The 24,842-nt window shown below is 67.7% G+C and carries 16 protein-coding genes, 2 tRNA genes and 3 pseudogenes; 12 read left to right on the top strand and 9 right to left on the bottom strand.

Features of this window, described 5'->3' with window-relative positions; genetic code table 11:
• Positions 1-84: 84 nt before the first annotated feature.
• A pseudogene (locus M1203_RS25035) lies at positions 85-273 on the top strand (adhesin); the annotation flags it as partial.
• Positions 274-324: 51 nt separating this feature from the next.
• Here M1203_RS25035 and M1203_RS25030 read toward each other — a convergent pair.
• Positions 325-1,773 carry an FG-GAP and VCBS repeat-containing protein gene (locus M1203_RS25030; protein WP_249952052.1) on the bottom strand — a complete coding sequence of 483 codons (1,449 nt, stop codon included), beginning with the start codon at positions 1,771-1,773 and terminating at the stop codon, positions 325-327.
• On the opposite strand from M1203_RS25030, the gene M1203_RS25025 reads away from it, so the two are divergent.
• From M1203_RS25025 to M1203_RS25015, 3 genes are all read left to right on the top strand, one after another.
• Entirely contained in the window at positions 1,772-1,909 is a 138-nt protein-coding gene (locus M1203_RS25025; protein ID WP_249952051.1) for a hypothetical protein, read from the top strand. The genes M1203_RS25030 and M1203_RS25025 overlap by 2 nt on opposite strands.
• Positions 1,910-2,176: 267 nt before the next feature.
• Positions 2,177-3,235, top strand: coding sequence for a zinc-dependent alcohol dehydrogenase family protein (locus M1203_RS25020; RefSeq protein WP_249952050.1), 1,059 nt, complete (start codon positions 2,177-2,179; stop codon positions 3,233-3,235).
• 297 nt (positions 3,236-3,532) lie between these two features.
• Entirely contained in the window at positions 3,533-4,855 is a 1,323-nt protein-coding gene (locus tag M1203_RS25015; protein WP_249952049.1) for a hypothetical protein, read from the top strand.
• A gap of 254 nt (positions 4,856-5,109) precedes the next feature.
• Here the strand turns inward: M1203_RS25015 and M1203_RS25010 are convergent.
• The 4 genes and pseudogenes from M1203_RS25010 to M1203_RS24990 form a co-directional block, all read right to left on the bottom strand.
• Positions 5,110-5,163: transfer RNA gene (locus M1203_RS25010), tRNA-Ser, on the bottom strand.
• Between the two features lie 213 nt (positions 5,164-5,376).
• Entirely contained in the window at positions 5,377-8,841 is a 3,465-nt protein-coding gene (locus M1203_RS25005; protein WP_249952048.1) for a type ISP restriction/modification enzyme, read from the bottom strand.
• A gap of 1,029 nt (positions 8,842-9,870) precedes the next feature.
• The gene (locus tag M1203_RS25000; protein ID WP_249952047.1) at positions 9,871-10,305 is read right to left on the bottom strand and encodes a hypothetical protein; all 435 of its coding nucleotides are present in this window, start codon (positions 10,303-10,305) and stop codon (positions 9,871-9,873) included.
• Between the two features lie 404 nt (positions 10,306-10,709).
• Positions 10,710-10,931: pseudogene (locus M1203_RS24990) on the bottom strand (ATP-binding protein); the annotation flags it as partial.
• Between M1203_RS24990 and M1203_RS24985 the strand changes: the two are divergent.
• Positions 10,931-11,646: pseudogene (locus tag M1203_RS24985) on the top strand (tyrosine-type recombinase/integrase); the annotation flags it as partial. The pseudogenes M1203_RS24990 and M1203_RS24985 overlap by 1 nt on opposite strands.
• Before the next feature lie 55 nt (positions 11,647-11,701).
• Here M1203_RS24985 and M1203_RS24980 read toward each other — a convergent pair.
• Positions 11,702-11,777: transfer RNA gene (locus M1203_RS24980), tRNA-Arg, on the bottom strand.
• A gap of 210 nt (positions 11,778-11,987) precedes the next feature.
• On the opposite strand from M1203_RS24980, the gene M1203_RS24975 reads away from it, so the two are divergent.
• Positions 11,988-12,743, top strand: a complete 756-nt coding sequence (locus M1203_RS24975) for an SDR family NAD(P)-dependent oxidoreductase (RefSeq protein ID WP_249952046.1) — start codon at positions 11,988-11,990, stop codon at positions 12,741-12,743.
• An 86-nt stretch (positions 12,744-12,829) separates the two neighbouring features.
• Positions 12,830-14,677 carry a class I adenylate-forming enzyme family protein gene (locus M1203_RS24970; RefSeq protein ID WP_249952045.1) on the top strand — a complete coding sequence of 616 codons (1,848 nt, stop codon included), beginning with the start codon at positions 12,830-12,832 and terminating at the stop codon, positions 14,675-14,677.
• Here the strand turns inward: M1203_RS24970 and M1203_RS24965 are convergent.
• Positions 14,672-16,105 carry a M6 family metalloprotease domain-containing protein gene (locus M1203_RS24965; protein ID WP_249952044.1) on the bottom strand — a complete coding sequence of 478 codons (1,434 nt, stop codon included), beginning with the start codon at positions 16,103-16,105 and terminating at the stop codon, positions 14,672-14,674. The two genes, M1203_RS24970 and M1203_RS24965, sit on opposite strands and share 6 nt — an antisense overlap.
• Positions 16,106-16,349: 244 nt before the next feature.
• Here M1203_RS24965 and M1203_RS24960 point away from each other — a divergent pair, with 244 nt between their 5' ends.
• The gene (locus M1203_RS24960; protein ID WP_249952043.1) at positions 16,350-17,006 is read left to right on the top strand and encodes a TetR/AcrR family transcriptional regulator; all 657 of its coding nucleotides are present in this window, start codon (positions 16,350-16,352) and stop codon (positions 17,004-17,006) included.
• Between the two features lie 331 nt (positions 17,007-17,337).
• Entirely contained in the window at positions 17,338-18,879 is a 1,542-nt protein-coding gene (locus M1203_RS24955; protein WP_249952042.1) for an MFS transporter, read from the top strand.
• A 200-nt stretch (positions 18,880-19,079) separates the two neighbouring features.
• On the opposite strand, the gene M1203_RS24950 is transcribed toward M1203_RS24955, so the two are convergent.
• Positions 19,080-19,613 carry a MarR family transcriptional regulator gene (locus tag M1203_RS24950; RefSeq protein WP_249952257.1) on the bottom strand — a complete coding sequence of 178 codons (534 nt, stop codon included), beginning with the start codon at positions 19,611-19,613 and terminating at the stop codon, positions 19,080-19,082.
• 177 nt (positions 19,614-19,790) lie between these two features.
• Between M1203_RS24950 and M1203_RS24945 the strand changes: the two genes are divergently transcribed.
• Positions 19,791-20,573 (top strand): dioxygenase, encoded by a 783-nt coding sequence (locus M1203_RS24945; protein ID WP_249952041.1) that lies wholly within the window; start codon positions 19,791-19,793, stop codon positions 20,571-20,573.
• 366 nt (positions 20,574-20,939) lie between these two features.
• A complete protein-coding gene (locus M1203_RS24940) occupies positions 20,940-21,935 on the top strand; it encodes an RNA polymerase sigma factor RpoD/SigA (protein ID WP_249952040.1) in 996 nt (331 codons plus the stop codon).
• Positions 21,936-22,091: 156 nt separating this feature from the next.
• Here the strand turns inward: M1203_RS24940 and M1203_RS24935 are convergent, their stop codons facing one another.
• On the bottom strand, positions 22,092-23,066 hold the full coding sequence (locus M1203_RS24935) for a YafY family protein (protein ID WP_249952039.1): 975 nt from the start codon (positions 23,064-23,066) through the stop codon (positions 22,092-22,094).
• A 63-nt stretch (positions 23,067-23,129) separates the two neighbouring features.
• On the opposite strand from M1203_RS24935, the gene M1203_RS24930 reads away from it, so the two are divergent.
• On the top strand, positions 23,130-24,749 hold the full coding sequence (locus tag M1203_RS24930) for an MFS transporter (protein ID WP_283959010.1): 1,620 nt from the start codon (positions 23,130-23,132) through the stop codon (positions 24,747-24,749).
• The last annotated feature ends 93 nt before the right edge of the window (positions 24,750-24,842 follow it).

The raw sequence follows: 24,842 nt of genomic DNA, 5'->3' as shown, positions 1-24,842 counted from the left end.
CGGCCCGGTGACGGGACGGTGCGCTCTGACCCTGGGGAAAGGTCAATCAACCAATCGTGAGCTTCTGCTGCCGGAGAGTGGCGGGATCCCGCCTACGCCGCCTTCGGCGTACGCCAGACCGTCCACCGCGGCAGCCTCGTGAGCGTGGGCAGCTACCGGGTGGAGGGCGATTCCTTCTCGGTGCAACTCGTCGACCGGGGCAGGGACTGGGGAGGCCGGGACCGCTACGGAGCCCACCACGCGGCGGCCCAGATGAAGCTCGACTGCACCTGACCCCTGACCCTGCCCCCTGCCTCCGACCTCTGATCCGTGCTGTGCCCCTACCTACCCGGCGAGGACTTGGCCGAAGTACGACAGACCGGTGGGCCCCCCGACCGAGGCGGCGCCGAAGGACGTCGAACCGGTGGTGGTGACACCGCTCGTACCGGACTTGAAGAGCCAGACCGAACCCGCGCCCTCGTTCTCGGCGAAGGCGCCGGCCACCAGCTCCGCGCGGCCGTCCCTGTTGCTGTCCGTGAGCCTGACGGAGGCGCCGAACTGATCCGTGGCCTCGGAGACACCGGGCACCCCCGCCGTGTTCTGCGAGAAGCTTATGGATCCGGTGCCGGTCAGTCCCTTGGCGGAGCCGCGCAGCACGGTGACCCTGCCCGTGTCGATCGCGCTCCCGGTGTCCTCGCCCGGCGCGCCGATCGCGATATCCGCGTATCCGTCGCCGTTGGTGTCACCCGCGGCCAGACCCCAGCCGAAGCGGTCGCCCTTGGTGGCGGTGCCGGGGATTCCGGTGGTGTCCTGGGTGATACGCACCGGGGTACGGGTGGACAGCCCGGCGGCGCTGCCGTAGGTCACGGTGACCGCGCCTCCGTGGCCGCCGTTCGGCTCGTCGGCGGACTTCTCCATGAAGTTGCCGGTGACGATGTCGCCGTAACCGTCCTTGTCGACATCGGCGATGACCGCCTCGTAGCCCCCGGCGACCTTGCTCGACGCCTTGAGACCGCTCTTTCCCCCCTTGTAGAGGACGCCCCGGGTCGGGTAGACGTCGTCGTCGCTCTGCTGCTGGCCCAGGACCAGGAGGTCGGTCGCGCCGTCGCCGTTGACATTCCCCGCGATGATCTTGTCCGCGCTGATGTCGGTCTGGTCGAGCGTGTCGATACCGACGAGGCCCGCCGCCTTGCCGGTCCGGGAGATCGGTCCCTTGAAGATGTTCAGTCCGGGCATGGAGTTATTGAGGGCGGCCAGGTCGGTGCGTCCGTCCCCGTCGAAGTCACCGGAAGCGACGTCCCAGCCGAGTTCGCTCCGGTACTCGGGCAGCGGCGCCGAGATGTCGACGGCGGACTTCAGTCCACTCGCGCCGCCCCAGACGACGGTGATGACGCCGTAGGAGTCGCTGTCGCCGATCCGCTCGCTGTGTACGCCGACCACCAGATCGGTGTAGCCGTCACCGTCGAGGTCACCGGTGGTGAGACGGTCGCCGAAGAAGTCTCCTTCCTCCGCCACCCCCGGAACACCGGTGGTGGCCTGGCTGATGATGGCGCGCTTGGACTTGTCGAGTCCGTTCTTGGTGCCGTAGACGACGGCCACGTATCCGGCCCCCGACTTCCCGCTGATCTTCCCGAGGGGCGCGGCGATCGCGAGGTCGCGGTAACCGTCGCCGTTGAAGTCGCCCTGAATGCCGGACGGCGCGGCGACGGCGGTGCCCCCGGCGGCGAGCAGCAGACCGCCGACGAGAGCGGCCGAGGCGGTGGTCGCGAGGGTGGTGCGCAGGTGCTTTTGCATGCGTGTCTTCTTCTCCTACGGCACGCCGGACGCCGTGGCGGCCCATCCGAATCGGTATCCCGGGCCGACCACCTGCGGGGACCTGATCCTGACGGCCTCCGACCCCGCGCACATGCGTCGTCCGGTGCAGATATGACCGGTAATGGGGCCCAAGGGTTGTACGCGGAACGACCGGGCCGTGGCCGAAGCGGCCGTAGGAGCAGCCGTCAGGGGGCAAGGCCGCTACGACATGACAGCGCTCGCGAAGGAGCGCAAGCTGGGAGGAGCGCAGGGGTGGCACCTGGAGATCGGCTGCGTCGCTCCTGCGCGGACCGCCCGCCGAGTTCGTCGAGTTCGTCGAATTCGTCGAGTGCTGAGAGTTCAGCGGGTGCTGAGAGACGGAAGGTCACTCATGCCGCACTCCATGCGTGCGCTCGTGGCCGGAGGGCCCGGCGAGCCGAACGATGTCCTGCGGCTGGAATCCCGGCCTGTTCCCACGGCAGAGGCCGGCCAGGCGCTGATCCGCGTGAAGGCGACTCCGATTCACGCCAGCGATCTGCACGTGCTGCGTGGTCGCTACGGTTTCTCGCCCGAGTTTCCCACTGTCGGCGGGTACATGGAGTGCGTAGGCCATATTGAGGCCCTGGGTCCGGATACCGAGGGACTGAAGATCGGCGAGCGTGTGGTGGCCGTCACTGTCCCGGCCGTACCCGGGCCGCCTGTGGCCGGCACCTGGCAGGAATACCTTGTCACCGATACGCGGCGGCTTCTGCCGGTCCCCGACCATCTGAGCGATTCCAGCGCCTGCCAACTCGCTGTCAATCCATTGACCGCGCTGCTCCTGGTGACCCGGGAACTCGATGTACGGCCGGGAGAATGGCTGTTGCAGACGGCGGCGGGTTCCACCGTCGGCCGACTTGTCATTCAGCTGGCCAGGCATCTGGGTATTCGGACGATCAATGTGGTGCGGCGGCGCGATGCCGTCGCGGAGATCAAGGCGCTCGGTGGCGACGAGGTCATCTGCACCGAGGACGAGGATCTGCCACAACGTGTAAGGGACATCGCCGGACCGGCCGGCGTACGCAAAGCCGTCGACTGTGTCGCGGGCCACGTAGCCGCCCAGGTGTCCCAGGCACTGGCTCCGGGAGGAGAGACCGTGATCTACGGCGCGCTCTCCACCCACCGGCAGACCGCCCCGGCGGCGCTGACGATTCCGCTGTCCGCGCGCTCGGTCATCTACGAGACCAAAGTGGTCCGTGGCTTCTGGCTGAACCGCTGGTTCGGCACAACCTCACCCACGGACGCGCTGCGCACGCTGTCCGAGGTGCGCACCCTGGTCGCGGATGAAGTACTGACCATCCCCCAAGGCCGCCCGTTCCCGCTGGAACGCTTCACGGAAGCCATCGCCTACGCCGAAACACCCGCTCACGGCGCCAAACCGCTCTTCGTCTTCGAAGAAGACCGGGAAAAGGACGACGAGTAGGACGCGGCATGCGGATGGCTACCCGGTTCCTCATCGCAGGGGCCGGAGGTGCCCTTCAGGATCGCGCTGGGGATAGCCGACGGCTCCTTTGGTCAGTACTGCGACCTCCGTCCACTCACGCATCGCGCACGCACGTCCGGCACCGCTCGATGTGCCGAGCCGTGCCCGGCTCCCTCAATACCACAAGCACGCAAGGTCGGTTGATCCGGCGCAGGGCGCGGGAGCCACGTGAGGAACGATCCGCCTGGAGCTGATTCTGACCGTCGTCGAGCCGACCGCTAGTCATATGATCTGAATGTGGGAATCGATGACGTCACCCGTGACCATGTGCTCCAGACACTGGCGGAGTATGACGACCTCAGCAGGGAGGTGTTCCTCTCCACGTACGGATTCAAGCCTGCTCGAAGTTATCTGATCCTTCATGACGGCCGCCGATATGACTCCAAGGCCATCGTCGGTGTGGCCCACCGTCATGTGAACGGTCACGCTTTGGGACCAGGTGACTTCTCCGGAGGTGCCGCGACAGTTGTCCCGGTGCTGACCCGACTCGGCTTCCATGTTGAGGGACCCCGAGCGGAGAAGGCATCCGCCGACTCAAGCTTCGCGACACGTCTGTTGATCTCCCCGGCGTTCGGCAGTGCCGAGTCGCGGCGGCACTGGAAGGACACCCTGGACCGGCTTGTTCCGTTCACCGAATCCCAGTTCGCCGAGAGGCTGACGGACGACCAGCTGGGTCGTCTGAAGGAGTTCCACCCGGACGGGAAGGCCCGCTTCTGGGGTGCCACGCCAGGCCACGATGGCAAGATGGCAGCGGTCCGCACCGGTGACGTAGTGCTTTTCACCGGGAAGAACCACGTACGTGCCATCGGTGAGATCGGGGCCATTTTCCGGAACAGTTCCTTCGCCGACGTGATGTGGCCGCCGAAGCAGGGGGGCGAGAGCTGGCACACGGTCTACAGTCTGCGCCAGTTCGGTCCGGCGGAGATTCCGTACGCCACGTTGAGCGCTCTCCTCGACTACAGGTCCACCTTCATGTACCCAGGGCAGTTGGTGCTGTCCGGTGAGCGGGCTCGTGCGGGAATCGACGGTCTGCTGATTACCACCAGGACGGCCCTGGAGGAGGCGGGCGCTGTGGCGCTGCCCGACACGGTCAGCGAGTTGCCGGTGGAGCGGCAGCACACTCGCTCCACGACGGTGGAGCGAGCCGCGCAAAAGGTTCTTTTCAACCGGGAGGAGTCGGCGTTGGTCATCGAATTCTGCCGAACTCTCACGGACACCACAGCGACACGTTTCGCCAGTGCGGCGGGCATCTGTGACATCTTCTTGAACGGTCCCGAGGGAAGCGAACTGATCGAGGCCAAGTCGCGCGTCGAGCGTAGCTACGTGCGCGAGGCACTGGCCCAACTGCTCGATTACGCGCGATATGCCCCTGACGCGGTCGGCCGCCTTGCAGCGCTCTTCCCTCAAGCGCTCGATCCTAAGGAACGGCACCTTCTTCACCATTACGGGATCGACGTCATTCATCGGGTTTCCCCGGGTGCCTTTGAACGAGTCCCCGCCCCCAATCAGGCCCGTGAGCAGATGCGAAGCATGTGGGAGTCGCGCGAGCTGAGTCACTGATGGCGCCATGAACGGAGCGGCTCTCAACGAGGTGGTGCGTCAGAGTCACGATGCGAACACGGCGTCGCTGAACTGTTCTTGCTGCGTTCGCCCAGGCGCCTGGGGCTGACCTGAAGGACATCCAGGAGATGCCCGGCCACTCCTTCGATCACCGTCACGGCCGACACCTGTACGAACCTGCTTCCCGGGGAGACCGAGGCCGAACAGAACGCCTCCCTGGGGGAGAAACCCCAGGTCAGCGGCATATTGTGCTGTGCCCCCGGCAGGATTCGAACCTGCGACACCCGCGTTAGGGGTTTTCCCGGGGCGAGGCTGTGGCCTGCGGGAACGTCGGCTGCAGGGTGCCTGGCCTGGGGAGACATCCCTCCCCAGTTCTCACGTGTTCGCGGGGCTTCCCGTTCTCATGTGTGCTGAATGCGTTCTGGATGGAGGCTTCTCAGCAGTTTCTATGCCCTTCCACCATGGGAGCAAATGCGGATGCAGTCCGAAAGCGAATGCGAACTGACTGCCGGCGCCACGGATCAGGCGGGGCCGCGGCGCCGTCGAGTGTGTGGGTTGGGCCGCACAGGTGAGTGCTGCGTGGGCAGCGCGCTACCTGGGGGATCGTCTGGGAGGGAAAGGGGGGCGACGGGTTCTGGCGGTTGGCCATCGACTGTTTCCATGCCGGGCAGGAACGTGTGATCCGCACCCGTGTGAGCGTGCTTGGAGTGCTCGGGTACCGGGAGGACGCGGCGTCGGGTGAGTTCAGCGACGTCGATCAAGGGTGCGGCGACGATGCGGTTGAGTAGCTCTGCCTGCTGCGGTTCCATGGCGGTGAGGTGGCTGAGCACGGCAAGGATTTCTACGAGTTCCCTGCTCCAATCGGGCTCCCAGTGTTCGGGGCGCTCGCGGTCGAGTTCACTGGTGATTTTGCCGGCGGTGCGGTCGCTGCGATAGCCGAGCCAGCTGTCGAGGACGTTGCGCCCGCCGGTGGTGTAGTTGCGCATACGTGGCGTGACACCGGTGAAGATGCCGCCCTCGATAACCAGGTGCTGGCGTTCGCTGTCGTAGCTGATCGCGGAAGGAAGCGTGTCGGGCGCGACTTCTCGGGCGTACATGATCTCGGGGTGTAGGCGTCGCCAGGAGCTCGATGTGCCTGCCGGGCGGCCGTCTTCGGGGTTGATGCAGCGTGCACCGAAGGTGGACGCCCACAGGATGTGGCGTCCGAGGAAGATGGCCTCGTGCCAGAGGCCGCGGTCGGCGGTCAGAGGGATGCGTACGCCGAGGGAGTTGAGGTCGTCTGTGTAGTGCTCGGTGAAGGCGGGGTGGGCGGTGATGGCGGCGATGTAGGCGAGCAGGTCCTCGGCGAGGACTTCTTGGAGGCCGTAGGAATTGGCGAAGTGGTGTAACAGTCCCGGGGCGATGTTGGGTGTGTGGTCAGCGTGCAAGAGCGGCAGGACGCGGCCGCCATTTCCGTTGAAGTAGTGCACATCGGGGACGAGGGCGGTGAACAGCAGTGCCGGACCTGTCTGCAAGGGCTGGGCATGCTGCTCGATGACGTAGATCTGGCTGTCGATGTCGGCCTGCCACAGCTCGGAACGTGCGCGGTCGATGAGGCGGCCATCCGGTATGAGCCATTGACGATCCAGGGCTCTGCGGGCGATACGTACTGGTGTCGGGCAGGGACCGCGCTCGTCACGAAGGAGGATCGCGGGGTGGGGGTGGCCGGGGATTTGGGGGGCTTCTCGATCGAGAGTACGGCTGTGGGTTTTCTTGAACAGGGCCTGTTTGGCGGCGGGGTTGCGTTCTTGGATGACGCGGTCCCAGCGTAGGCGCAAGGTGATCTTGGAAGGACTGATGACCCAGTTCCTATTGGTGGTGACGCCAGGTTTGCACCAGGGCATGAGGTCGGTGAGGGCGGGGAAGGTATCCCAGCCGCTGATGGAGGCGGGCGTGAAGGGGGCGGGCTCGGCAGGGCGGGAGGTACGCCAGCCAGGACCGCCGATGTGCAGGTGCTGCAGCTGCTGTTCTTTGCCCTGGCGGGTGCCGTGGACGGCTGTGTAGTGGACCGGGGCCAGTTCCTCGTGTCGCTCACCCTGCCGGCGGACGAAGATGCCGATGGCTAACTCCTGCTGGACACCGGGGAAGAAGCGGCTGTTGAGCGGGGGTCTTTTGGTTTCGGGGGTGAGGTCGATGACCCAGCCCTCGGTGCAGGTGCGCCGCAGATAGGAGCGCATGCCCTGGAATCCGGCTCCGCGGATGAATCCGCCTGTACTGACGAAGCAGACGACGCCGTGGCGGTGGTCGTCGTGCTGGTCGAAGACTTTGTGGCTGGCCCAGCGCCAGAAGTAGGTGCACAGGCTTTTCAGTTTGTTCTCGTACACGCCTGCGGCACCGTGTAGCCGGAAGGCGTCCAGAGGTGGGTCACCGCGGCCAGGTGAGCCCTTTTCGATCCATCCGCCCTGGCCTTCTGCCTGTTCGCGGTGGGGCGGGTTGCCGATGACAACGGTGATGCGTCCGTCGCGCTGGATGGTGCTGGCTGCTTCGGCGTCATCACGTAAGGGCCCCCACAAGGCGCCGTATCGATCAAAGAGTTCGCTGGGACGCCAGGGATCGGCGAGGGTGTCGGCCAAGTGCAGGCGCATGTCGTGCAGCCGGACCCGGGCATTGAGATGGCGCAGCATCTGCCCGACACGCATCTGGGCGACGGCGAAGGCGCCCATCTGTTTCTCGAAACCGATCAGTCGGCCGGCTAGTTCCTGTACGGATTCGGCGCGGAAGCCTTCGTTGCCGCCTTCGGACTGCTTACGGGCGACGAGGTCGATGATGCCGGTGAGGAAGGTGCCGGTGCCCATGGCGGGGTCGATGATGGACACACCGGGGTCGGCGAAGCCGTCCGGGCAGTCCAGCGTGGTGGCCAGCACCTCATCAACAAGGCGGATCATCTCCGTCATCAGCGGTGCCGGCGTGTAGTAGGTGCCGGAGTCCTTGCGCAAGTCGGCGTCGTACTCCTGCAGGAAGTGCTCGTAGAGATGGATGTGGAAGCCGGGTTCGCCGGCCAGGGCACTCCTCCAGTCGATGGCGTCGATGACGCGTACGAGCATGTCGAGGCTGTCGCGGAATTCTCCCTCGACCTGGTCGGTGAGAATCTGCAGGGCGCGGCCCATGACGGAGTGCTCCGCCCCCAGACGCCTGCCTACTTCGTGCAGACTCATACCGGCCAATGCGCTGTCGCTGTCGCCGGTGGTGTCGGAGCCGGCGAGCAGGAGAGCGAAGGTGACGGACTGGGCGTAGCGGTCAGCGAAGGCCGCCCGTTTGTCCCGGTCGTCCGTGGTCGGGAAGAGGTCGACCTCAAGGGTGGATGCCAGGTCGGTGAACGGGCGTTGGTGACGTGAGAGGCCGGCTTCGGCGTCGAGGCGGTCGTGGACGGCGTCACGCAGGAGAGTGCACAGAGGAGCTACATGGGCGACCACTTCCCGCATGGACGTCAGCGGGTGCGGTTGCCAGCTGAGGAACGCGATCAGCATTGCTTCGAAGGCGGCCTCACTGACAGCCGGCAGCCGCAAGCGAGAGCCGGCGGTGCGCAGATCGCCGTCAAGGTGAATGGTGTCGCCGTGCTGCCGGCCCGAGCGGTACATGATCCACGTCTGGCCGTTGGTGTAGATCAAGTTGGGGAGTTTCGCCATGCCCTCCCACTGACGGCGGTCGCGCTGGTTCAGCCCGCCAGGATGGATCACGTTCTTGTCTGGGCTTTTCAGCTCGACATAGCCGACGATGTTGCGCGGTGACTTCCCGATCCGCACTGCCAGGTCGGGTCTAATACGGTGCGCGGTGATCGCGACCTCGGCGTGCAGGACAGCCCGTAGCCCCAACACGCCCGCCGCGTCGACAAGAAGTGTCTCCACTGCCCTTCGTATCGCGGCTTCCTTCTGCCCGTGCAGCAATGCCTGCTTGCACGTCGCACCAAACTCGCTGACGATTCGCCGAAACCCGTCCCTGCGCTGCATCCCGCCCCCAGAGGCCAGCACACTCCCGGTATCCAACTCGACACACGGTAAGCGCAACGTCACCGACCGTCGAGAGGGCCTCAAGGTTGCGTACGTCTACCCCCTGCGGCAGCGCCCGCTCCTCCGCACCTGCTGCATGGATGCTGTAAGCACAGATGCCCCTCCGCGGTCTGGACGGAAGGGCCTCTGGCCTGGTGTTTCTCTGTGCCCCGGCAGGATTCGACACCCGCTTGGTGTTGGCGGCGGTGACCCGCACCACCGGTGTGCGGCCGCGCCGGCCCCAGGTGCGGATTAGGGGGCAGCCTGTCCCTGCGTCGAGCCGGGACCCCTTTTGGAAGTCATCGTGGACGGCTGTCCGTGCCTTCTCTTCGAGGCACCGTGCCCCGAGCGGACTTCTCGGTGCTGCTGCATTTGGCCTAAGAAGTGGGGCCCGCAAGGTCTTCGGTCAGGACTTTGCCGAGCGGATCATCACCTGGGTGAGCCAGTTCTAAGCGCCGACGGCGGTCCGCTTCAGTACCGGGCGGACCGCCGATTCACGAAAACCGTGATGGTGCGCACTCAGTAGCTTCAGGATCGCGGACTGATTCACTGCGTTAACCCACCACTCACCCCAGCTCCCATCCCGTCCGCCGTCGACCCACACACCGTGGAGCGGGCGTGGTTCAGGGCGAGGTGGAGCGCGCCACTGTACGAACGACCTGGACGCCCTGGGCCGCGTCTGCTCGGCTCTGCCTGGGTCGGCGGTGGACAGGATGGGAGCTCCCCGCGCAGGCCACAACGTGCCCGCGCCCGGCAACGGCGCCCCCTCCATCCCGGTGCCGGCCGATCCCCCGCTGGAGGCACAGGCTCTGACCGCGGCCTCGATCGTGCGATGCTTGCCACCCATAGCCCGGCCTCTTCCCATTCGTGGGCGCGCGTCGGCGCAGTGCGGGCGGAGCGGGCCGAAGGCAGGAGCGGCGCCCGCAGCGGAGCCGGGAGCGCGCCCGGCGGAGCGCAGCCGGGGCTTGAACCAGTAGAGAAAGTTGTAACTCAGTCTGTGGCAAGGGGCTGTTGGGGCTCCGCTGCGCTGTGGCTGTCGAGCTCCGGTTCGCCGGGAAGCTGCTTATGAGCGGCGCGAAACTCGTCTAGGAACTCGAAGAACATCTCCATGGCAGGTATGCCGGCTTGCTCCGCCTCGCGCTCGATCTCTGTTGCCCAGCCGAGGGAGGATTGGCGGCTCAACCGCTGACACAGCCACTCGGAGAAGCGGCCCGTCCTGCCGGGGTTCCAGAAGTCGAACGGCTCCGCGGTGTCGTGGACGCCCAGGGCAATGCGGTAGCCCGTGAGCATGGAGTCCAGGTGCTGCAATGAACTACCACGGACCCACATGTTTGGACGGAGTCGGACTTCCTCCAGGAAGTCGTGGACGTCGGTGAGCTCACCAAGCTGTCTGGGCCTGCGTTTTTTCCCGTCTGTCTCCGTCATGCAAGCACCTTAATGAGGACCATCGGCCGATTTTGGTCTGCTGGGGGTTGAACTCGTGAGCGAAAGAAGGAAGTTTCCCGCATTGGCGGTGTGCCATCGGCACGAAGAGTGCTGGCCGTACTGTCCAGGTGATGCGTGTGCTGACGTGGGTGACGGACACCGCCCAGGGTCCCTGCGCAAGAGCGCTCGTCTCGTGTCGATGCGATGGTTGTAGAGCCGTTCCCACGCTTCTTGAAAAGCGTCGGTGCCGAGGGCGGGTGAGATGGTGCGGAGGATCGTCGACACCCAGTTGTCCGCCTCGCGCTCCGAGTACACGTCGAAGGAACCGAACAGAGCCGGAGGCAACTGCCCGTGCACTCCTTCTGTCCAGCACTCGCACCAGAACCCGCGGTTGGTCGTGACGCTCAGCACGTGTGCCCTCCTCGGCGTAGGTCCGTGAAGAGTTCCGCGGTGACCGTGTGACCGCCGTCGCTGTCGTGGACCACGACCCGGTGTGCGATGACGCTGACCATGCCCAGCCCTCGGCCGTGCCCCGCGTACTGGTCCCGGTGCTCGACCTTCGGAGCCGTACCGGTGCCCCCGCCATCCGTCACCGACAAGGCGACCACCTGAGCTGACACCGCAAGCTGCCTGCCGTGAGGAGTTGATCACGCGCAACGTCGCCAAGCTTGTCGAGCCGCCCCGCACCGACAATCGGGAGCTCAAGCCCTGGACTCTCGACGAGACGCTGGACTTCCCCGCCGCTTCACGCAAAGACCCGCTCTACGAGGCCTTCGTACTCGCCTTCGCCATGGGCCTTCGCCGAGGGGAGATCATCGGTCTCCGTTGGTCTGACCTCGACCTGGACAACAGCGTCCTCTACGTCCGCCAGCAGACCCAGCGCCGCCGTGGCGTCCTCTACGACGACGACCCGAAGAGCGGCCGTCGCCGCGGCGTCCCGCTGCCTGCCCTCTATGTAGCGCCCCTGCCCTGGCACCGCATGCGACAGGCGGCCGCTCGCGGCAAGGCGAGGGAGAAGTGGCAGGACTCCGACTACGTCTTCGCCACCCGGACCGGCCGCCAGGTCGAGCCGCGGAACGTCTACCGCTCCTTCACCTGCGGCGCGGAGTCTGCCAGCCTCCGTGTGATCCGGCTCCATGACGCCCGCCACGGCACCGCTACCCTCCCCACGGTCGCCGGAGTCGCGCGCCGCGTCGTGATGGAGATCCTCGGGCACAGTCAGATCAGCATCACCATGGACGTGTACACGCACGTCGTGCAGGACACCCAGCGCGCGAGGCCATCAGCCACATGGACCGGCTGCTCAAGCGGCGACCGGTTGCGAGTGACCGCCCTCGTTGATGTCAGAAGCAGATGTAAAAGGCCCCGGACCATGATCGGTCCGGGGCCTTTTGGCTGGTGCCCCCGGCAGGATTCGAACCTGCGACACCCGCTTTAGGAGAGCGGTGCTCTATCCCCTGAGCTACGAAGGCGTGGCGCGGCCGGTGAGGCTGCGCCGCCGCAGACAGTGTAGCGGGTGGCGTTGTCCGGCAGGTGGTCGGCGTGGGGTGTGGGTGTCTCGGTGGTGGCAGCTCGCGCGAGCTCGCGGGCGGGGTGTGGCGATGAGTTTTGGGTGGGGCCGCGGTCGTTTCATGTGGCGGGCGTTCGTTCCGTCGTGTTCCGATGTGAGTGGGAGAGCGGACATGCTGCTCAGGAACAAGACCGCCGTGGTCTACGGCGGCAGCGGGGCCGTCGGTGGCGCCGTGGCGCGGTCCTTCGCGCGGGAAGGGGCGCGGGTCTTTCTCGCCGCCCGGACCCCCGGGCCGCTGGAGAGCGTCGCCTCGGGCATCAGGGCCGAGGGCGGCGCCGTCGAGACCGCCGTACTCGACGCGCTCGACGAGCGGGCCGTGGACGCACATGCCGATGATGTCGTCGAGCGCGCGGGTGGTATCGACATCTCGTTCAATCTGATCTCGCACAACGATGTGCAGGGCACCCCGCTCGCGGACATGGCGCTCGCGGACTTCGAACGGCCCGTCGTGACCGCCCTGCGGACGAACTTCCTGACCGCGCGCGCCGCCGCGCGCCATATGAAGCCGCGCCGTTCCGGTGTGATCCTGGTGTTCGGGGGGTACGGCGATCCCACGCCCGAGTTCAGCCTGGGCGAGCTCCAAGTCGCCTTCCAGGCGCTCGAATCGCTGCGCCGCCAACTGGCGTGTGAGCTGGGGCCGTACGGGATCCGGGCGCTGACGCTGCAGACCGCCGGGATCGCGGAGACGCTCCCCGCCGACTTCGACGGACGCGAGGCCATCGTTCACGACATCGAGCGGCGCACGATGCTCAAGCGGGCCGCCTCGCTGGAGGACGTGGGGAACGTGGCCGCATTCGCCGCCTCCGACCGCGCCCGCTCCATGACCGCGACCGCTCTCAACATCACCTGTGGGACACAGGTCGACTGACCGGGCGCGGCGGACCGGATCGACTCCCCCCGGCCGGTGGAGTAGCGTCGCCTCCGGTTGAGCAAGCGCTTGGAGAGATTCCCGAGGTGTCCGTGTCGCACATCCTCACCGCGCCCGGGGCGCCGTTCGCCGTCGTACGTGCCGAGAACGGCTCGCTCGTCTACGCCGAAGGGCCGCGCACCCTGCGCGAGTTCGTCGAGCCGGCCTGGGCCTTCGGCGATCAGCCGTTCCTGGTGGCCGAGGACCGGACGTATACGTACGGGGAGTTCTTCGCCGCCGCCTCCGCCCTCGCTAACCGGTTCCTCGATACGTACGGGCTGCGCCCCGGCGACCGCGCCGTCATCGCGATGCGCAACCACCCCGAGTGGCAGATCGCCTTCTGGGCCGCCCAGTTGGCGGGGCTGATCGCCGTACCTCTCAACGCCTGGTGGACCGAGGACGAGTTCCGGCACGCGCTGGACGACTGCGCGCCGCGCGTCCTGCTCGTGGACGGTGAGCGGCTGCCGCGCGTCAGCCGCTGGGCCGCGGGCCAGGGGCAGAGCCAGGGGCAGCGCGACGGTGAGCGGGTGCGGATCGTCGTCTTCCACCACCTCGACCACCTCGACCACGACGGTTACGACGGTTACGACGGCGAGATCGGCCCGCGCACGGAGCGGTACGAGGAACTGCCCGCCCCCGATCCCGCCGCCGCGCCCCCCGACGTCGAGGTGCGGCCCGAGGACGACGCCACCATCATCTACACGTCTGGGACGACCGGGCGGCCCAAGGGTGCCGTCGCCACGCAGCTCGCCCAGGCCGGCGCGGCCATGAACCCGCGCTTCCAGGCCGCCGCCTCCGCCCTCGGACGCGGGCGGATCCCCGGCCAGGGTCCCGCGCCCATCACGCTCATGACCTTCCCGTTCTTCCATGTGGCGGCGTTCACCAGCCTCTATTCGGCGATGGCCGTCGGCGGCACGCTCGTGCTGATGCGGAAGTGGGACGCGCGGCGGGCCCTGGAGCTGATCCACGAGCACCGGGTGACGCACTTCGCGGGCGTCCCGGCCACCGCCCTCCAACTCCTGGAGGAGGCGACGGCCGCGAACGACCCGCTGGAATCCCTCACCATGCTCGCCACCGGCGGCGCCGCCGCGCCGCCCGATCTGGTCGCCCGGCTCACCGCCCGCTACGGGGAGCGTGTCGAGGCCCGTAACGGCTACGGCCTGACGGAGACCTCCGGCGGAGTGCTCGCCAACTTCGGCGCCGACTACCGACGGTTCCCGGCGAGCGTGGGACGTCCGACACCCGTCACCGAACTGCGGATCGCGGATCCGGCCGGCCGGCCCCTGCCCGAGGGGGAGGTGGGGGAGCTGTGCCTGCGCGGCCAGTCGCTCGTACGTGGTTACTGGCGGGACGAGGCGGCGAGCGCGCGGGCGTTCTCCCGCGACGGCTGGTTCAGGACCGGTGACCTCGCGGTCGTACGGGACGACGGGCGCGTCAGCGTCGTGGACCGGGTCAAGGACATGATCGTCCGCGGTGGCGAGAACGTGTACTGCGTCGAGGTCGAGGACGTACTCCACGCCCACCCGGACGTCATCGACGCAGCCGTGCTCGGCGTCCCCCACCCCGTGCTGGGCGAGGAGGTCGCGGCGGTGGTGCGGATCAGGCCCGGGGCGGGGACGGAGGCCGGGGAGCTGCGGGCCCATGTCGGGCGTCGTCTGGCCGCGTTCAAGGTGCCGGCCCATGTGCTCGTACAGGAGGAGCCGTTGCCCCGTAACCCGACCGGCAAGATCCTCAAGCGCGAGCTGCGGGACCCCGTGGCGGAGCACATCCGCTCGGGTTCGGGTTCGGGTTCCGGTTCGGGTTCGGCTTCCCGCACGGGCTCGGGTTCCGGTTCTGGTTCGGGTTCACCTTCAGGCTCAGGCTCACGTTCGGGCCACGGGCCCCGGCCCTCATGAACGCTTCACCCTGATCTTGAAACTTCCGTCCGGCTCCTGCTCAAGCACCGAGATCTTGATGCCGTTGTCCGGGTCGGTGAAGGTCTGCCCCGGCCGGTACGGCGCGTCCGACAGCTCCGCGTGCACATTGGGCCTGCGCGTACAGCCACCGCTGTTCGGTTTGGCGTCCGCGACGGTGATCGGGCCGCGACCCGTGTCGACCGCGGAGTCCACGCGGTAGATCAGGACCCCCGGCTCGCAGACCGCCTCGTCGTTGCCCTCGCGCGTCCGTACCTCCACCGCGTACCCCGACTCCTTGGAGATCGGCACGAACGCGAGCTTCGGCCCGCCCGTGGTGGCCAGCGGCCCGAGCACATGGTCGCTGCTGCCCGCACCGGACGCGCAGCGTATCTGTTCGTCGTCGAGCCAGCCGAGCTTCCACTTGTGCCAGCCCAGCAGATCGTTGTTGGCGCCCCAGTCCTCGGACATGATGTCCCAGTGCCCGACCGAGCCGCCGCCGTCCATCGTGTAGAGATCGGGCAGGCCGAAGACATGGCCGTTCTCGTGCGGCAGCACTCGGTAGCCGGTCTCGGCGTACGATCCCGAGCCGTCGTCCTGACGGCTGTAGACGAAGGACGTGTTGGAGAGCGGGGCGCCGTCCGCCTGCGGGGCGTCCGCGTTGCCGGAGAAGGTGACGGACAGGACGGTGTCCAGCGCCGAGGGGCCGGCGTTGGGCGTGACCAATATGTTGACCAGGTCGTACGCGCTGAAGTCCACCCGCGAGTCGGTGACGGCCACGATGTCGTCGACCAGCTTGCGGTAGCCCGGCTCGTACGGTGACCCGCGCGCGATCCCGTAGTCCGCGAAGGGCAGCGGCATCCGTACCCATTCCGACAGCGGGGCCTCGGGGCGGTAGTCGAGCCGCCCGTACGAACTGGTTCTGTACCACTGCGATGTCTTCGGGAAGAACTCGGAGAGCCGGTCGAGCGCCTTCCCCGGGCCCGGTGCGTCCGAGAAATCGATCATGAGATTGAGAGCGCGGACCTTGCCCGTGGAGCGGGAGTAACCGGGCGGGGTGGGCAGACCCTCCGACATCTGTACGGCGTTGTTCGAGGCGATGCGGCACGGGCCGAGGGGGGAGTTCATGGCCAGCCCCGGGCCCCCGGAGGCGGCGAGGGTGGCGTGGAGGGGCGAACTCGCCGTGGTCAGGGCGGCGAGGGTGAGCGCGGTGAGTCCGGCGATGGCGGTGACCCGGCGGGGGCCCTTGGCCCGGGCGACGATGCCACGAACGCGTGGAATGCGGGTGCGGCTGCGGCTGCGGGTGCGGGTGCGGGCCGTGCCGTCGGTGTTCCCGGCCCCCTTCTCGGTTCCGGCCCCGTCCTCGGCTCCGGCCCTGTCCTCGGCTCCGGCCCCGTGTCCGGATCCGCGTATCTGACGCCTCTGCTGCATGCGGTCGCCCTTTACGTCCGCGGCAGTCGGCCGTACTGACTGCGCTGTTCGATCACCCTGCGTCGGTCGGCGTGTCGGCGCTCGCTGGGTGCGCCGATCGTGGGTTTCCGCCACCGAATGGAGCAGGGTGACCCAGCTCACATGTTTGAGTGAAATAACCGGGGATGGCTTCCCCGTTTGCACCGGTGTCTCTGGAAAGCGGGGAAGCGATCCCCGCTTGCGACGACCGAGGGAAGGGTTCGACGTGACCGCCACCGCAGCCGAAACTCCTGCGCGCCGAGCACCCCGTCCGCGTGCGGACGCTCTGCGCAACCGGGAGCGGATCGTGGCGGCGGCCCGTGAGATGTTCGTGGAGTTCGGGCCCGACGTCCCGCTCGACGAGATCGCCCGCCGCGCCGGCATCGGCAATGCCACGCTCTACCGGCACTTCGCCGACCGGTATGCCCTCGTTCACGCTGTTGTGCGCTCCGTCATGGAGAGTGTCGCCGACCAGGCGGACCGTATCGCCGCGGAGGAGTCCGACCCGTTCATCGCGCTGCGCCGCTTCGTGCATGCCGCGGCGGACGAACGAGTCGGGGCGCTCTGCCCGATGCTGTCCGCTACGTTCGACAGGGAACGGCCCGATCTGGACGCCCAGCGTGTGCGTCTGGAGACGGTTGTCGAAGGGCTCATGGAGCGGGCGCGTCAGGCCGGGAGGCTGCGTACGGATGTCGCCGTCGGCGATCTGATGGTCGCGCTGTCCCAGCTCACCCGCCCACTCCCTGGCACCGGCTGCCTGGGTATGGACCGGTTCGTCCACCGGCATCTCCAGCTGTTCCTCGATGGCCTGGAAGCACCCGCCAGGTCCGAACTGGCCGGCTCGGCCGTGACTCTGGAGGATCTGCGCCGCGCCGCTCCGTGACGCGCCCTTGAACCAACGCACAGGCCAGGACCGCGAACCCCGGCGGCCAGGCCCCCACAGTCCCAGTAGCCCATCCCAGTCCCACCAGCCCACTCCCACCAGCCCACTCCGTTCCAGTAGCTCCGGGAGCGGTGCCGGCGGCTCCAGTGGCCCACTCAGCTCAGAGGTCCGCCGACCCATGCCCGAGCCCGCGGCCAGCGGCTCGCGCACCAGCGGCCGTACCAGAGATTCCATGACCGCATGACTTCGACCCCATGACTTCGTAAGTCACGCAACGTCGCGTGCCCTTACGTACGTTTTCGCCTTTACGCACCCTTAGGTGGATCCCTCCATGTCAAAAACAGCCGAGACACGGCGCCCCGAACCGGGTGCCACGGCCGTCGACCCCAGCCGCTGGAAAGCGCTGGTGTTCATCGCCCTCGCGCAGCTCATGGTCGTGCTCGACGCGACGATCGTGAATATCGCGCTGCCCTCCGCCCAGCAGGATCTGGGGATATCGGACGGCAACAAGCAGTGGGTCATCACGGCCTACGCCCTCGCCTTCGGTGGTCTGCTGCTCTTCGGTGGGCGCATCGCCGACCTGTGGGGACGTAAGCGCACGTTCGTCACCGGCCTCATCGGCTTCGCCGCCGCGTCCGCCATCGGCGGCGCTGCCAACGGCGAGGGGGTGCTCCTCGGCGCCCGCGCACTCCAGGGTGTCTTCGGCGCGCTGCTCGCTCCCGCCGCTCTGTCGCTGCTCGCCGTGACCTTCACCGATGCCAAGGAGCGGGCCAAGGCCTTCGGCATCTTCGGAGCGATCGCCGGTGGCGGTGGCGCCGTGGGTCTGATCCTCGGTGGATTCCTCACCGAGTACCTGGACTGGCGCTGGACGTTCTTCGTCAACATCCCGTTCGCGATCGTGGCCGCGCTGGGCGCGTACTTCGTGATCCGCGAGCCCGCCGAGGGCCGCAACCGCTCCGCGCTGGACATTCCCGGTGTCGTGCTCTCCACGCTGGGCCTGGTCTCGCTGGTGTACGGCTTCACCCGCGCCGAGTCCGACGGCTGGAGCGACGCGACGACGATCTCGCTCTTCGTCGCCGCCGTGGTCCTGCTGGCGGCGTTCGTGGCCGTCGAGTCGAGGGTCAAGGCTCCGCTGCTGCCGCTGCGCGTGGTGACCAACCGCAACCGCGCCGGTGTCTACCTCTCACTGGGCCTCGCCATCATCGGCATGTTCGGACTGTTCCTCTTCCTGACCTACTACCTCCAGGTCGTCGAGGGATACTCGCCGGTCAAGACGGGCTTCGCCTTCATGCCGATGATCGTGGGCATGATCACGGGCTCGACACAGATCGGCGCCCGGCTGATGACCCGGGTGCCGCCGCGGTACCTGATGGGTCCCGGCTTCCTGGTCGCGTCCGTCGGCATGCTCCTGCTGACCCAGCTGGAGATCGGCTCCTCGTACACCGGTCTGATCCTGCCGGCGGAGCTGCTGCTCGGCCTCGGTATGGGTACGGCGTTCATGCCCGCCATGGCGCTTGCCACGCATGGCATCGAGCCGCGTGACGCGGGTGTCGCCTCGGCGATGGTGAACACCTCGCAGCAGGTGGGCGGCGCGATCGGTACGGCGCTGCTGAACACGATCGCGGCCTCGGCCACCACTGCGTATGTCGCCTCCCACGCGGCGACGGCCACCAACGCGCAGCTGCTTGAGCTCCAGGCCCTGGTGGCCGGCTTCTCCAGCGCGATCTGGTGGGCGGTCGGCATCCTGCTGGTCGCCTCGGCGATCGCCGTGACCCTCATCAACACGGGCCGTCCCGGCACTTCGTCGGTCGCCTCGGGTTCGGGTGCCGAGGGCGCGGAGGACGAGATCAAGATGCCGGTGGCGATGCACTGAGGCCGCCGCCCCTGGGGCAGCGTGCAGCGTGCCGGCAAGGCCGCTGCCCCATGGCAGGGAAATGGCATGGAACTGCCCCGGTGCCGCCGCGATTCAGCGGTGGTACCGGGGCAACTCGGTCTCCGGCGTACGTCACAACGTCGTACGTCACAACGTCGTACGTCAGAACGTCTGCGCGCCGTACGTCGGGACCTCGTACTTCAGCGGCGCCAGGGCAGATCCGCGCCCGTACCCTCCGGCTGGAGCCCTTCCGCCATCACGCGCATGATCTCGCCGAGCTGGCCGACCTGCTCGGGGCTGAGCCGGTCGAAGATCGCCTGGCGTACGGCGGCCACATGGCCCGGCGCCGACTTCTCCAGGACATCGTTTCCCTGGTCCGTCAGGAACGCGTTCTGTCCGCGCTTGTCGGAGGGACAGTCCTCGCGCCGCACCCAGCCGTGCTGCTCCAGCCGCGCGATCGCGTGTGACAGCCGTGACCTGGTGATTTTGGCGTCCTTGGCCAGCTGGGTCATGCGCATCCGACGCCGGGGCGCGCGGGCGAGATGCACGAGCAGGGCGTAGTAGATGTGCGGCATCCCGGCGTCGCGCTGGAGTTGGCGGTCGAGATGGTCCTCCAGCAAGGTGGTGGCCTGGAGATACGCCTGCCAGACGCGCTGCTCCTCGTCGCTGAGCCAGCGAGGCTCCCCGCCCGTACCGGCGCCGCTGCCGGTGGATGCCGTGGTCATATATTCCACTCTACCCATTCTTGAAACTTAAACTAGATCTGGTTAGGGTTCTGGGAATCGAATGCTTGAGGATTCAAGTAGATCGCGATCGATCAGATGGATCAGATGGATCAGATGGATCAGATGGATCAGATCGATCGCGATCGGTTGACGGGCGTAAGCGGATCAACAGACACGGGAGTAGTCATGAACGCCATCTCGGAGCGCATGCCCGCCCTCTACCTCTCCCACGGGGCCCCGCCGCTGGCCGACGATCCGGTCTGGCCCGGTGAACTGGCCGCCTGGTCCGCGACGCTGCCTCGCCCCAAGGCGATCCTGATGGTCTCCGCGCACTGGGAAGAGGCCCCGCTCGCGCTCGGCGCGACCGAGGCCGTGCCGCTGGTGTACGACTTCTGGGGGTTCCCGGAGCGCTACTACACGGTGGAGTACGCGGCGCCGGGGGCGCCCGGCCTGGCCGACTCCGTACGGAAGCTGCTGCGCGGCCCCGGGACGCCGGTGCAGGACGTGCCGGACCGCGGGCTGGATCATGGCGCGTATGTGCCGCTCGTGGAGATGTTCCCGGAGGCCGACATTCCGGTGCTTCAGGTCTCCATGCCCACGCTTGACCCGCGGAAGCTGCTGGAGATCGGCCGCAAGCTGGCGCCGCTGCGGGACGAGGGCGTACTGATCGTCGGCAGCGGCTTTTTCACCCACAACCTGGCCGCGCTGCGGCAGCCGGGCGGCGGGGTGCCCGGCTGGTCGGCGGAGTTCGACGACTGGGGTACGCGGGCGCTGCGGGCGCGGGATGTCGACGCCCTGCTCGATTTCGAGCACAAGGCCCCGGCCGGCCGCCTCGCCCACCCCCGTACGGAGCACTTCGCCCCCCTTTTCGTGACGCTGGGTGCGTCGGAGGGCGAGCTGGAGAGCTGCCGGAGCGTGATCGACGGCTTCTGGATGGGCCTGGCGAAGAGATCGGTGCAGTTCGGCTGACGGTCGCTCCTGCGACTCACCAGGCGAGCGCACGGCCGGCGAGCGGTCGAGCAACCAAAGACGGGCTCGCGCCGTCTTCAGGAATGTGGGCCACAGGGATACGGAACCACCGGGTCCCGGCCCGTGACCTTGCCCAGAACCTCGCTCCGAATCTCGCTCAGAACCTCGCTCCGATCCCCGCCCTGACCTGGGCTTCTGAACCTCTCCCCGGCACCGGCTGCCCCGTCGCGGCGGCGCAGCATACTGCATGATCACAAAATCCATGTACGGCATGGGAATTCTGTCCGGATTCCAGTCGTTGTTTCCTTCGGATGCAGGGCACCCGGGAGGGTGTCGCGACCTACTCAGTTCAGTAAGGGAGCTCGCATGGCAACCCGTGCCGTCGCCCGTCGTACCGCCTCTGGCGGGACGAAAGCGGCAAGCGGTGTTCGCGCTGTAGGCGGGGAGATCGCCGACCGCGACCTGGTCGGCATGTACCTCGACGAGATCGCGCGTACGCCGCTGCTCGACGCCGCAAAGGAAGTCGAGCTGTCCCAGACCATCGAGGCCGGAGTCTACGCCCGGCAGATCCTCGACGGAGAGGTGAAGAGCGAAGCGGGTGGCGCTTCGCACGAAGAGCTTGAGGCGCTGGTCGCCGCGGGCGAGCGTGCGAAGGACATCTTCATCCGTTCGAACCTCCGCCTGGTGGTCGCCGTGGCGCGGCGCTATCCGCGCAGCGGTCTGCCCCTGCTGGACCTGATCCAGGAGGGCAATGCCGGCCTGGTGCGTGCCGTGGAGAAATTCGACTACGCCAAGGGCTTCAAGTTCTCGACGTATGCGACGTGGTGGATCCGCCAGGCCATCACGCGTTCCATAGCGGACCAGTCACGGACGATCCGGCTGCCGGTCCATCTGGTGGAGGAGCTGGGCAGGATCCGGCGCGTCCAGCGGGAGTTCAACCGCGAGAACGGACGGGATCCGGAGCCCGAGGAGGTCGCCGCGGAGCTGGGGTCGAACCCGGCGCGGATCAATGACGTACTGGACTGGGCGCGTGACCCGGTCAGTCTGAACATGTCGGTGGACGACGAAGGAGACACGCAGTTCGGTGATCTGCTGGAGGACACCTCCGCGGTATCGCCCGAGCAGTCCGTGCTGACGCTGCTCCGCAGTGAGGAGCTGGAGGATCTGATCGGCAAGCTCGACCAGCGCACGGCCTCCATCATCAAGATGCGGTACGGCATCGAGGACGGCCGGGAGCGAACGCTCACCGAGGTCGGCAAGCAGCATGGTCTGACGCGCGAGCGGATACGGCAGATCGAGAAGCACGCGCTGATGGAGTTGAAAAAGATGGCTCGTGACACAGGTTTCGACGCGGCGGCGTGACGTCGCCGTTCTGTAGCCGTAGTGTCGCCCTTACTCGTACTGTCTCTCCGAGCGGTACACACGGGCCGACCCGTCGGCCCCCGAGAACGAGCCCCGGCACCAACCCCCCCCAGGTGCCGGGGCTCACCTCTGTCCGGGGTGTGTCCGTCCCGGCTCCTACGATGCCGCTTCCGGGGCGGCAGCCCGGGTGAGCCTCGCCCCCAGATCCCGCAGGTAGTCCGTCAGCTGTTCCGGACTGTGCGCCGTGAACTCGCAGTCCACCAGGGCCAGTCGAAGCGCCAGCCACTCCAGCGAGTCTTTCACCGAGGTGCGCAGCCGGCAGGAGTCCGGCCCGGTGGGTTCGGGCACGCCGAGATGGGCCGGGAGCCTCGCCGCCACGAACCGCGCGGGCGCCCGGAAGCTCACATCCACCTCCATCCGCGGCTGCATCCGGGACATCGACCGGCTCAGGAACTTCGCCGCGTCCCCGGTGGGCAGCTCACGCGGGCGGAACCGCGCGCCGGTGGCGAAGGGCTCGCTGACCCGGTCGACCCGGAACGTACGCCAGTCCTCGCGCCCGAGGTCGTACGCCACCAGATACCAGCGTCGGCCGGTGGAGACGAGACGGTACGGCTCGACCTGCCGCTTCGTCTCCGTACCGTCGCCCGAGCGGTAGCCGAACCGCAGCCGCTCGGTGGCGGTGACCGCCGAGGCCATCACCGTCAGGGTGCGCGGATCGATGGTGGCGCCGTCGCCCCGGGCGAGGGGGATCGTCGCGGCCTGAAGCGTGGAGACGCGGTGGCGCAGCCGGGAGGGCAGCACCTGCTCCAGCTTGGCGAGTGCCCTTACGGATGCCTCCTCCACGCCCTCGATGGCATGGCCCGCCCCGGCGCGCAGCCCGACGGCGATGGCGACGGCCTCCTCGTCGTCCAGGAGCAGCGGCGGCATGGCGGTGCCGGCGACCAGCCGGTAGCCGCCCACCGCGCCCATGGTGGCTTCCACGGGGTAGCCGAGGGCGCGCAGCCGGTCGATGTCGCGGCGGATGGTGCGCGGACTGACGCTGAGCCGCTCGGCCAGCTCACTGCCCGGCCACTCACGCGGAGTCTGGAGGAGGGAGAGGAGGGTGAGGAGCCGCGCCGGGGTGTCGGTCATGGGATCCATGGTGCGCGCTCTCTAGGACATGTTTTGACCTAGATGGTCTCTAGCTTCGTCCGCATGAGTTCTTCGCCCGCCTCTTCTCCTTCTGCTGCGTCTTCACCTGCTCTCTCAACGTCTGTGGCTGTTCTGAACAAGGCTTCTGCTTCCACTAGTGGCTCGGCCAGTGGCTCGGCCGGTGGCTCGGCCGCCGGCGGAGCGGTCTCCGCGCCCGGTGACCGTCGTCGCTGGCTGGCCCTCGCCGTCGTCATGACCGCCGCGTTCATGGACCTGGTCGACGTCACGATCGTCAATATCGCCATCCCGAGCATCGAACGGGATCTGGGCGCCTCCTTCGGGGCCATCCAGTGGATCACCGCCGGATACGCCCTCGCCTTCGCCGCCGGACTGATCACCGGCGGTCGACTCGGTGACATATACGGCCGCAAGCGGCTCTTCCTGATCGGAATCACCGGCTTCACGGTCGCCTCCGCGCTCTGCGGCTTCGCCGCGAACCCGGAGATGCTGGCCGGCTCACGGCTGCTCCAGGGCGCCATGGCGGCGATGATGGTCCCGCAGGTGCTCGCGATCATCCATGTCACCTTCCCCGCGCACGAACGCGGCAAGGTCTTCGGGATGTTCGGCGCGATCGTCGGCCTCGGCGCCGTCTCGGGACCGCTGCTCGGCGCGCTGCTGACGCAGTGGAACATCGCCGGGCTGGAGTGGCGGCCCATCTTCCTGATCAATCTGCCGGTCGGGATCGCGGGCGTACTCCTCGGCCGGAAGTTCATCATCGAGTCCAAGGCACCCAAGGCGCTCCGGCTCGATCTGGTCGGCGTGGTGCTGGTGGTCGTCGCGCTGCTGATGCTGATCTACCCGCTCACGCGCGGGCGCGAGCTGGGCTGGCCGCTCTGGGGCCATCTGTGCATGGCGGGCAGCGTGCTGGTGTTCGCGGGCTTCGTGGCGTACGAGAAGAGGAAGACGCGCAAGGACGGTTCGCCGCTCGTCGAGCTGTCGCTGTTCAAGGTGAAGAGCTTCGCCGCGGGCATCGCCGTGCAGCTGACCTTCGGGGTCGCTCTGGGCATCTTCTTCCTGGTCTGGACGCTCTATATGCAGATAGGCCTCGGCTGGAGCCCGCTGCGGGCGGGGCTCACGGGAGTGCCGTTCTCGATCGCGGTCTCGGTGGCGGCGGGGCTGTCCGTACAGAAGCTGGTGCCGCGCTTCGGCCGGAAGGTGCTCCAGGCGGGCGCGCTCACGATGGCCGTGGGGCTGCTGCTCTACATCTGGGAGGCCGGCCGGTACGGAACGGAGATCCATGCCTGGCAGATGGCGCTGCCGTTGACGGTGATGGGGCTCGGGATGGGGCTGATCGTCGCGCCGCTGACGGACGCGGTGCTGTCCGGAGTGCCGCGCGAGCACGCGGGTTCGGCGTCCGGTCTGATCAACACCACCCAGCAGATGGGCAACGCGCTGGGGCTCGGGCTGGTGTCGGTGGTGTTCTTCGGCGTGATCGACGACCGGGTCGGTGGCGCCTCGGCCGACGGCCCTTTGGCGGTCGGCACGGCCTTCGTGGACGGATTCCAGCACGCGCTGTGGTGGGTGGTCGCCGTGCTGGTGGCGATCTTCGTGGTGATGTTCGCGCTGCCGGCGCGGCCGAAGCAGCAGGTGGAGGAGTCCGCCGTGGAGGATGCTCGGGCGTAGTGGCCATGCGCATACGGAGACCCGCACCAGGCAGGCGTCAGGTGCGGGTCTCCGTCATTCGCGTACGGCCGAGCTGAACACAACTCAGGTCTC

The sequence above is a fragment of the Streptomyces sp. 35G-GA-8 genome, assembly GCF_023534745.1.
Classification (GTDB): Bacteria; Actinomycetota; Actinomycetes; order Streptomycetales; family Streptomycetaceae; genus Streptomyces.
Note: the sequence above shows the minus strand (reverse complement) of the source record. Positions and strands in the feature narration are given on the sequence as shown.

Bases quoted from the DNA above. Each gene is read 5' to 3' on its own strand.
- M1203_RS25025 (WP_249952051.1), top strand. From the start codon at position 1,772: ATGCGTGTCTTCTTCTCCTACGGCACGCCGGACGCCGTGGCGGCCCAT.
- M1203_RS25030 (WP_249952052.1), bottom strand. From the start codon at position 1,773: ATGCAAAAGCACCTGCGCACCACCCTCGCGACCACCGCCTCGGCCGCT.
- M1203_RS25020 (WP_249952050.1), top strand. From the start codon at position 2,177: ATGCGTGCGCTCGTGGCCGGAGGGCCCGGCGAGCCGAACGATGTCCTG.
- M1203_RS25005 (WP_249952048.1), bottom strand. From the start codon at position 8,841: ATGCAGCGCAGGGACGGGTTTCGGCGAATCGTCAGCGAGTTTGGTGCG.
- M1203_RS25000 (WP_249952047.1), bottom strand. From the start codon at position 10,305: ATGACGGAGACAGACGGGAAAAAACGCAGGCCCAGACAGCTTGGTGAG.
- M1203_RS24975 (WP_249952046.1), top strand. From the start codon at position 11,988: ATGCTGCTCAGGAACAAGACCGCCGTGGTCTACGGCGGCAGCGGGGCC.
- M1203_RS24965 (WP_249952044.1), bottom strand. From the start codon at position 16,105: ATGCAGCAGAGGCGTCAGATACGCGGATCCGGACACGGGGCCGGAGCC.
- M1203_RS24955 (WP_249952042.1), top strand. From the start codon at position 17,338: ATGTCAAAAACAGCCGAGACACGGCGCCCCGAACCGGGTGCCACGGCC.
- M1203_RS24945 (WP_249952041.1), top strand. From the start codon at position 19,791: ATGAACGCCATCTCGGAGCGCATGCCCGCCCTCTACCTCTCCCACGGG.
- M1203_RS24940 (WP_249952040.1), top strand. From the start codon at position 20,940: ATGGCAACCCGTGCCGTCGCCCGTCGTACCGCCTCTGGCGGGACGAAA.
- M1203_RS24935 (WP_249952039.1), bottom strand. From the start codon at position 23,066: ATGACCGACACCCCGGCGCGGCTCCTCACCCTCCTCTCCCTCCTCCAG.
- M1203_RS24930 (WP_283959010.1), top strand. From the start codon at position 23,130: ATGAGTTCTTCGCCCGCCTCTTCTCCTTCTGCTGCGTCTTCACCTGCT.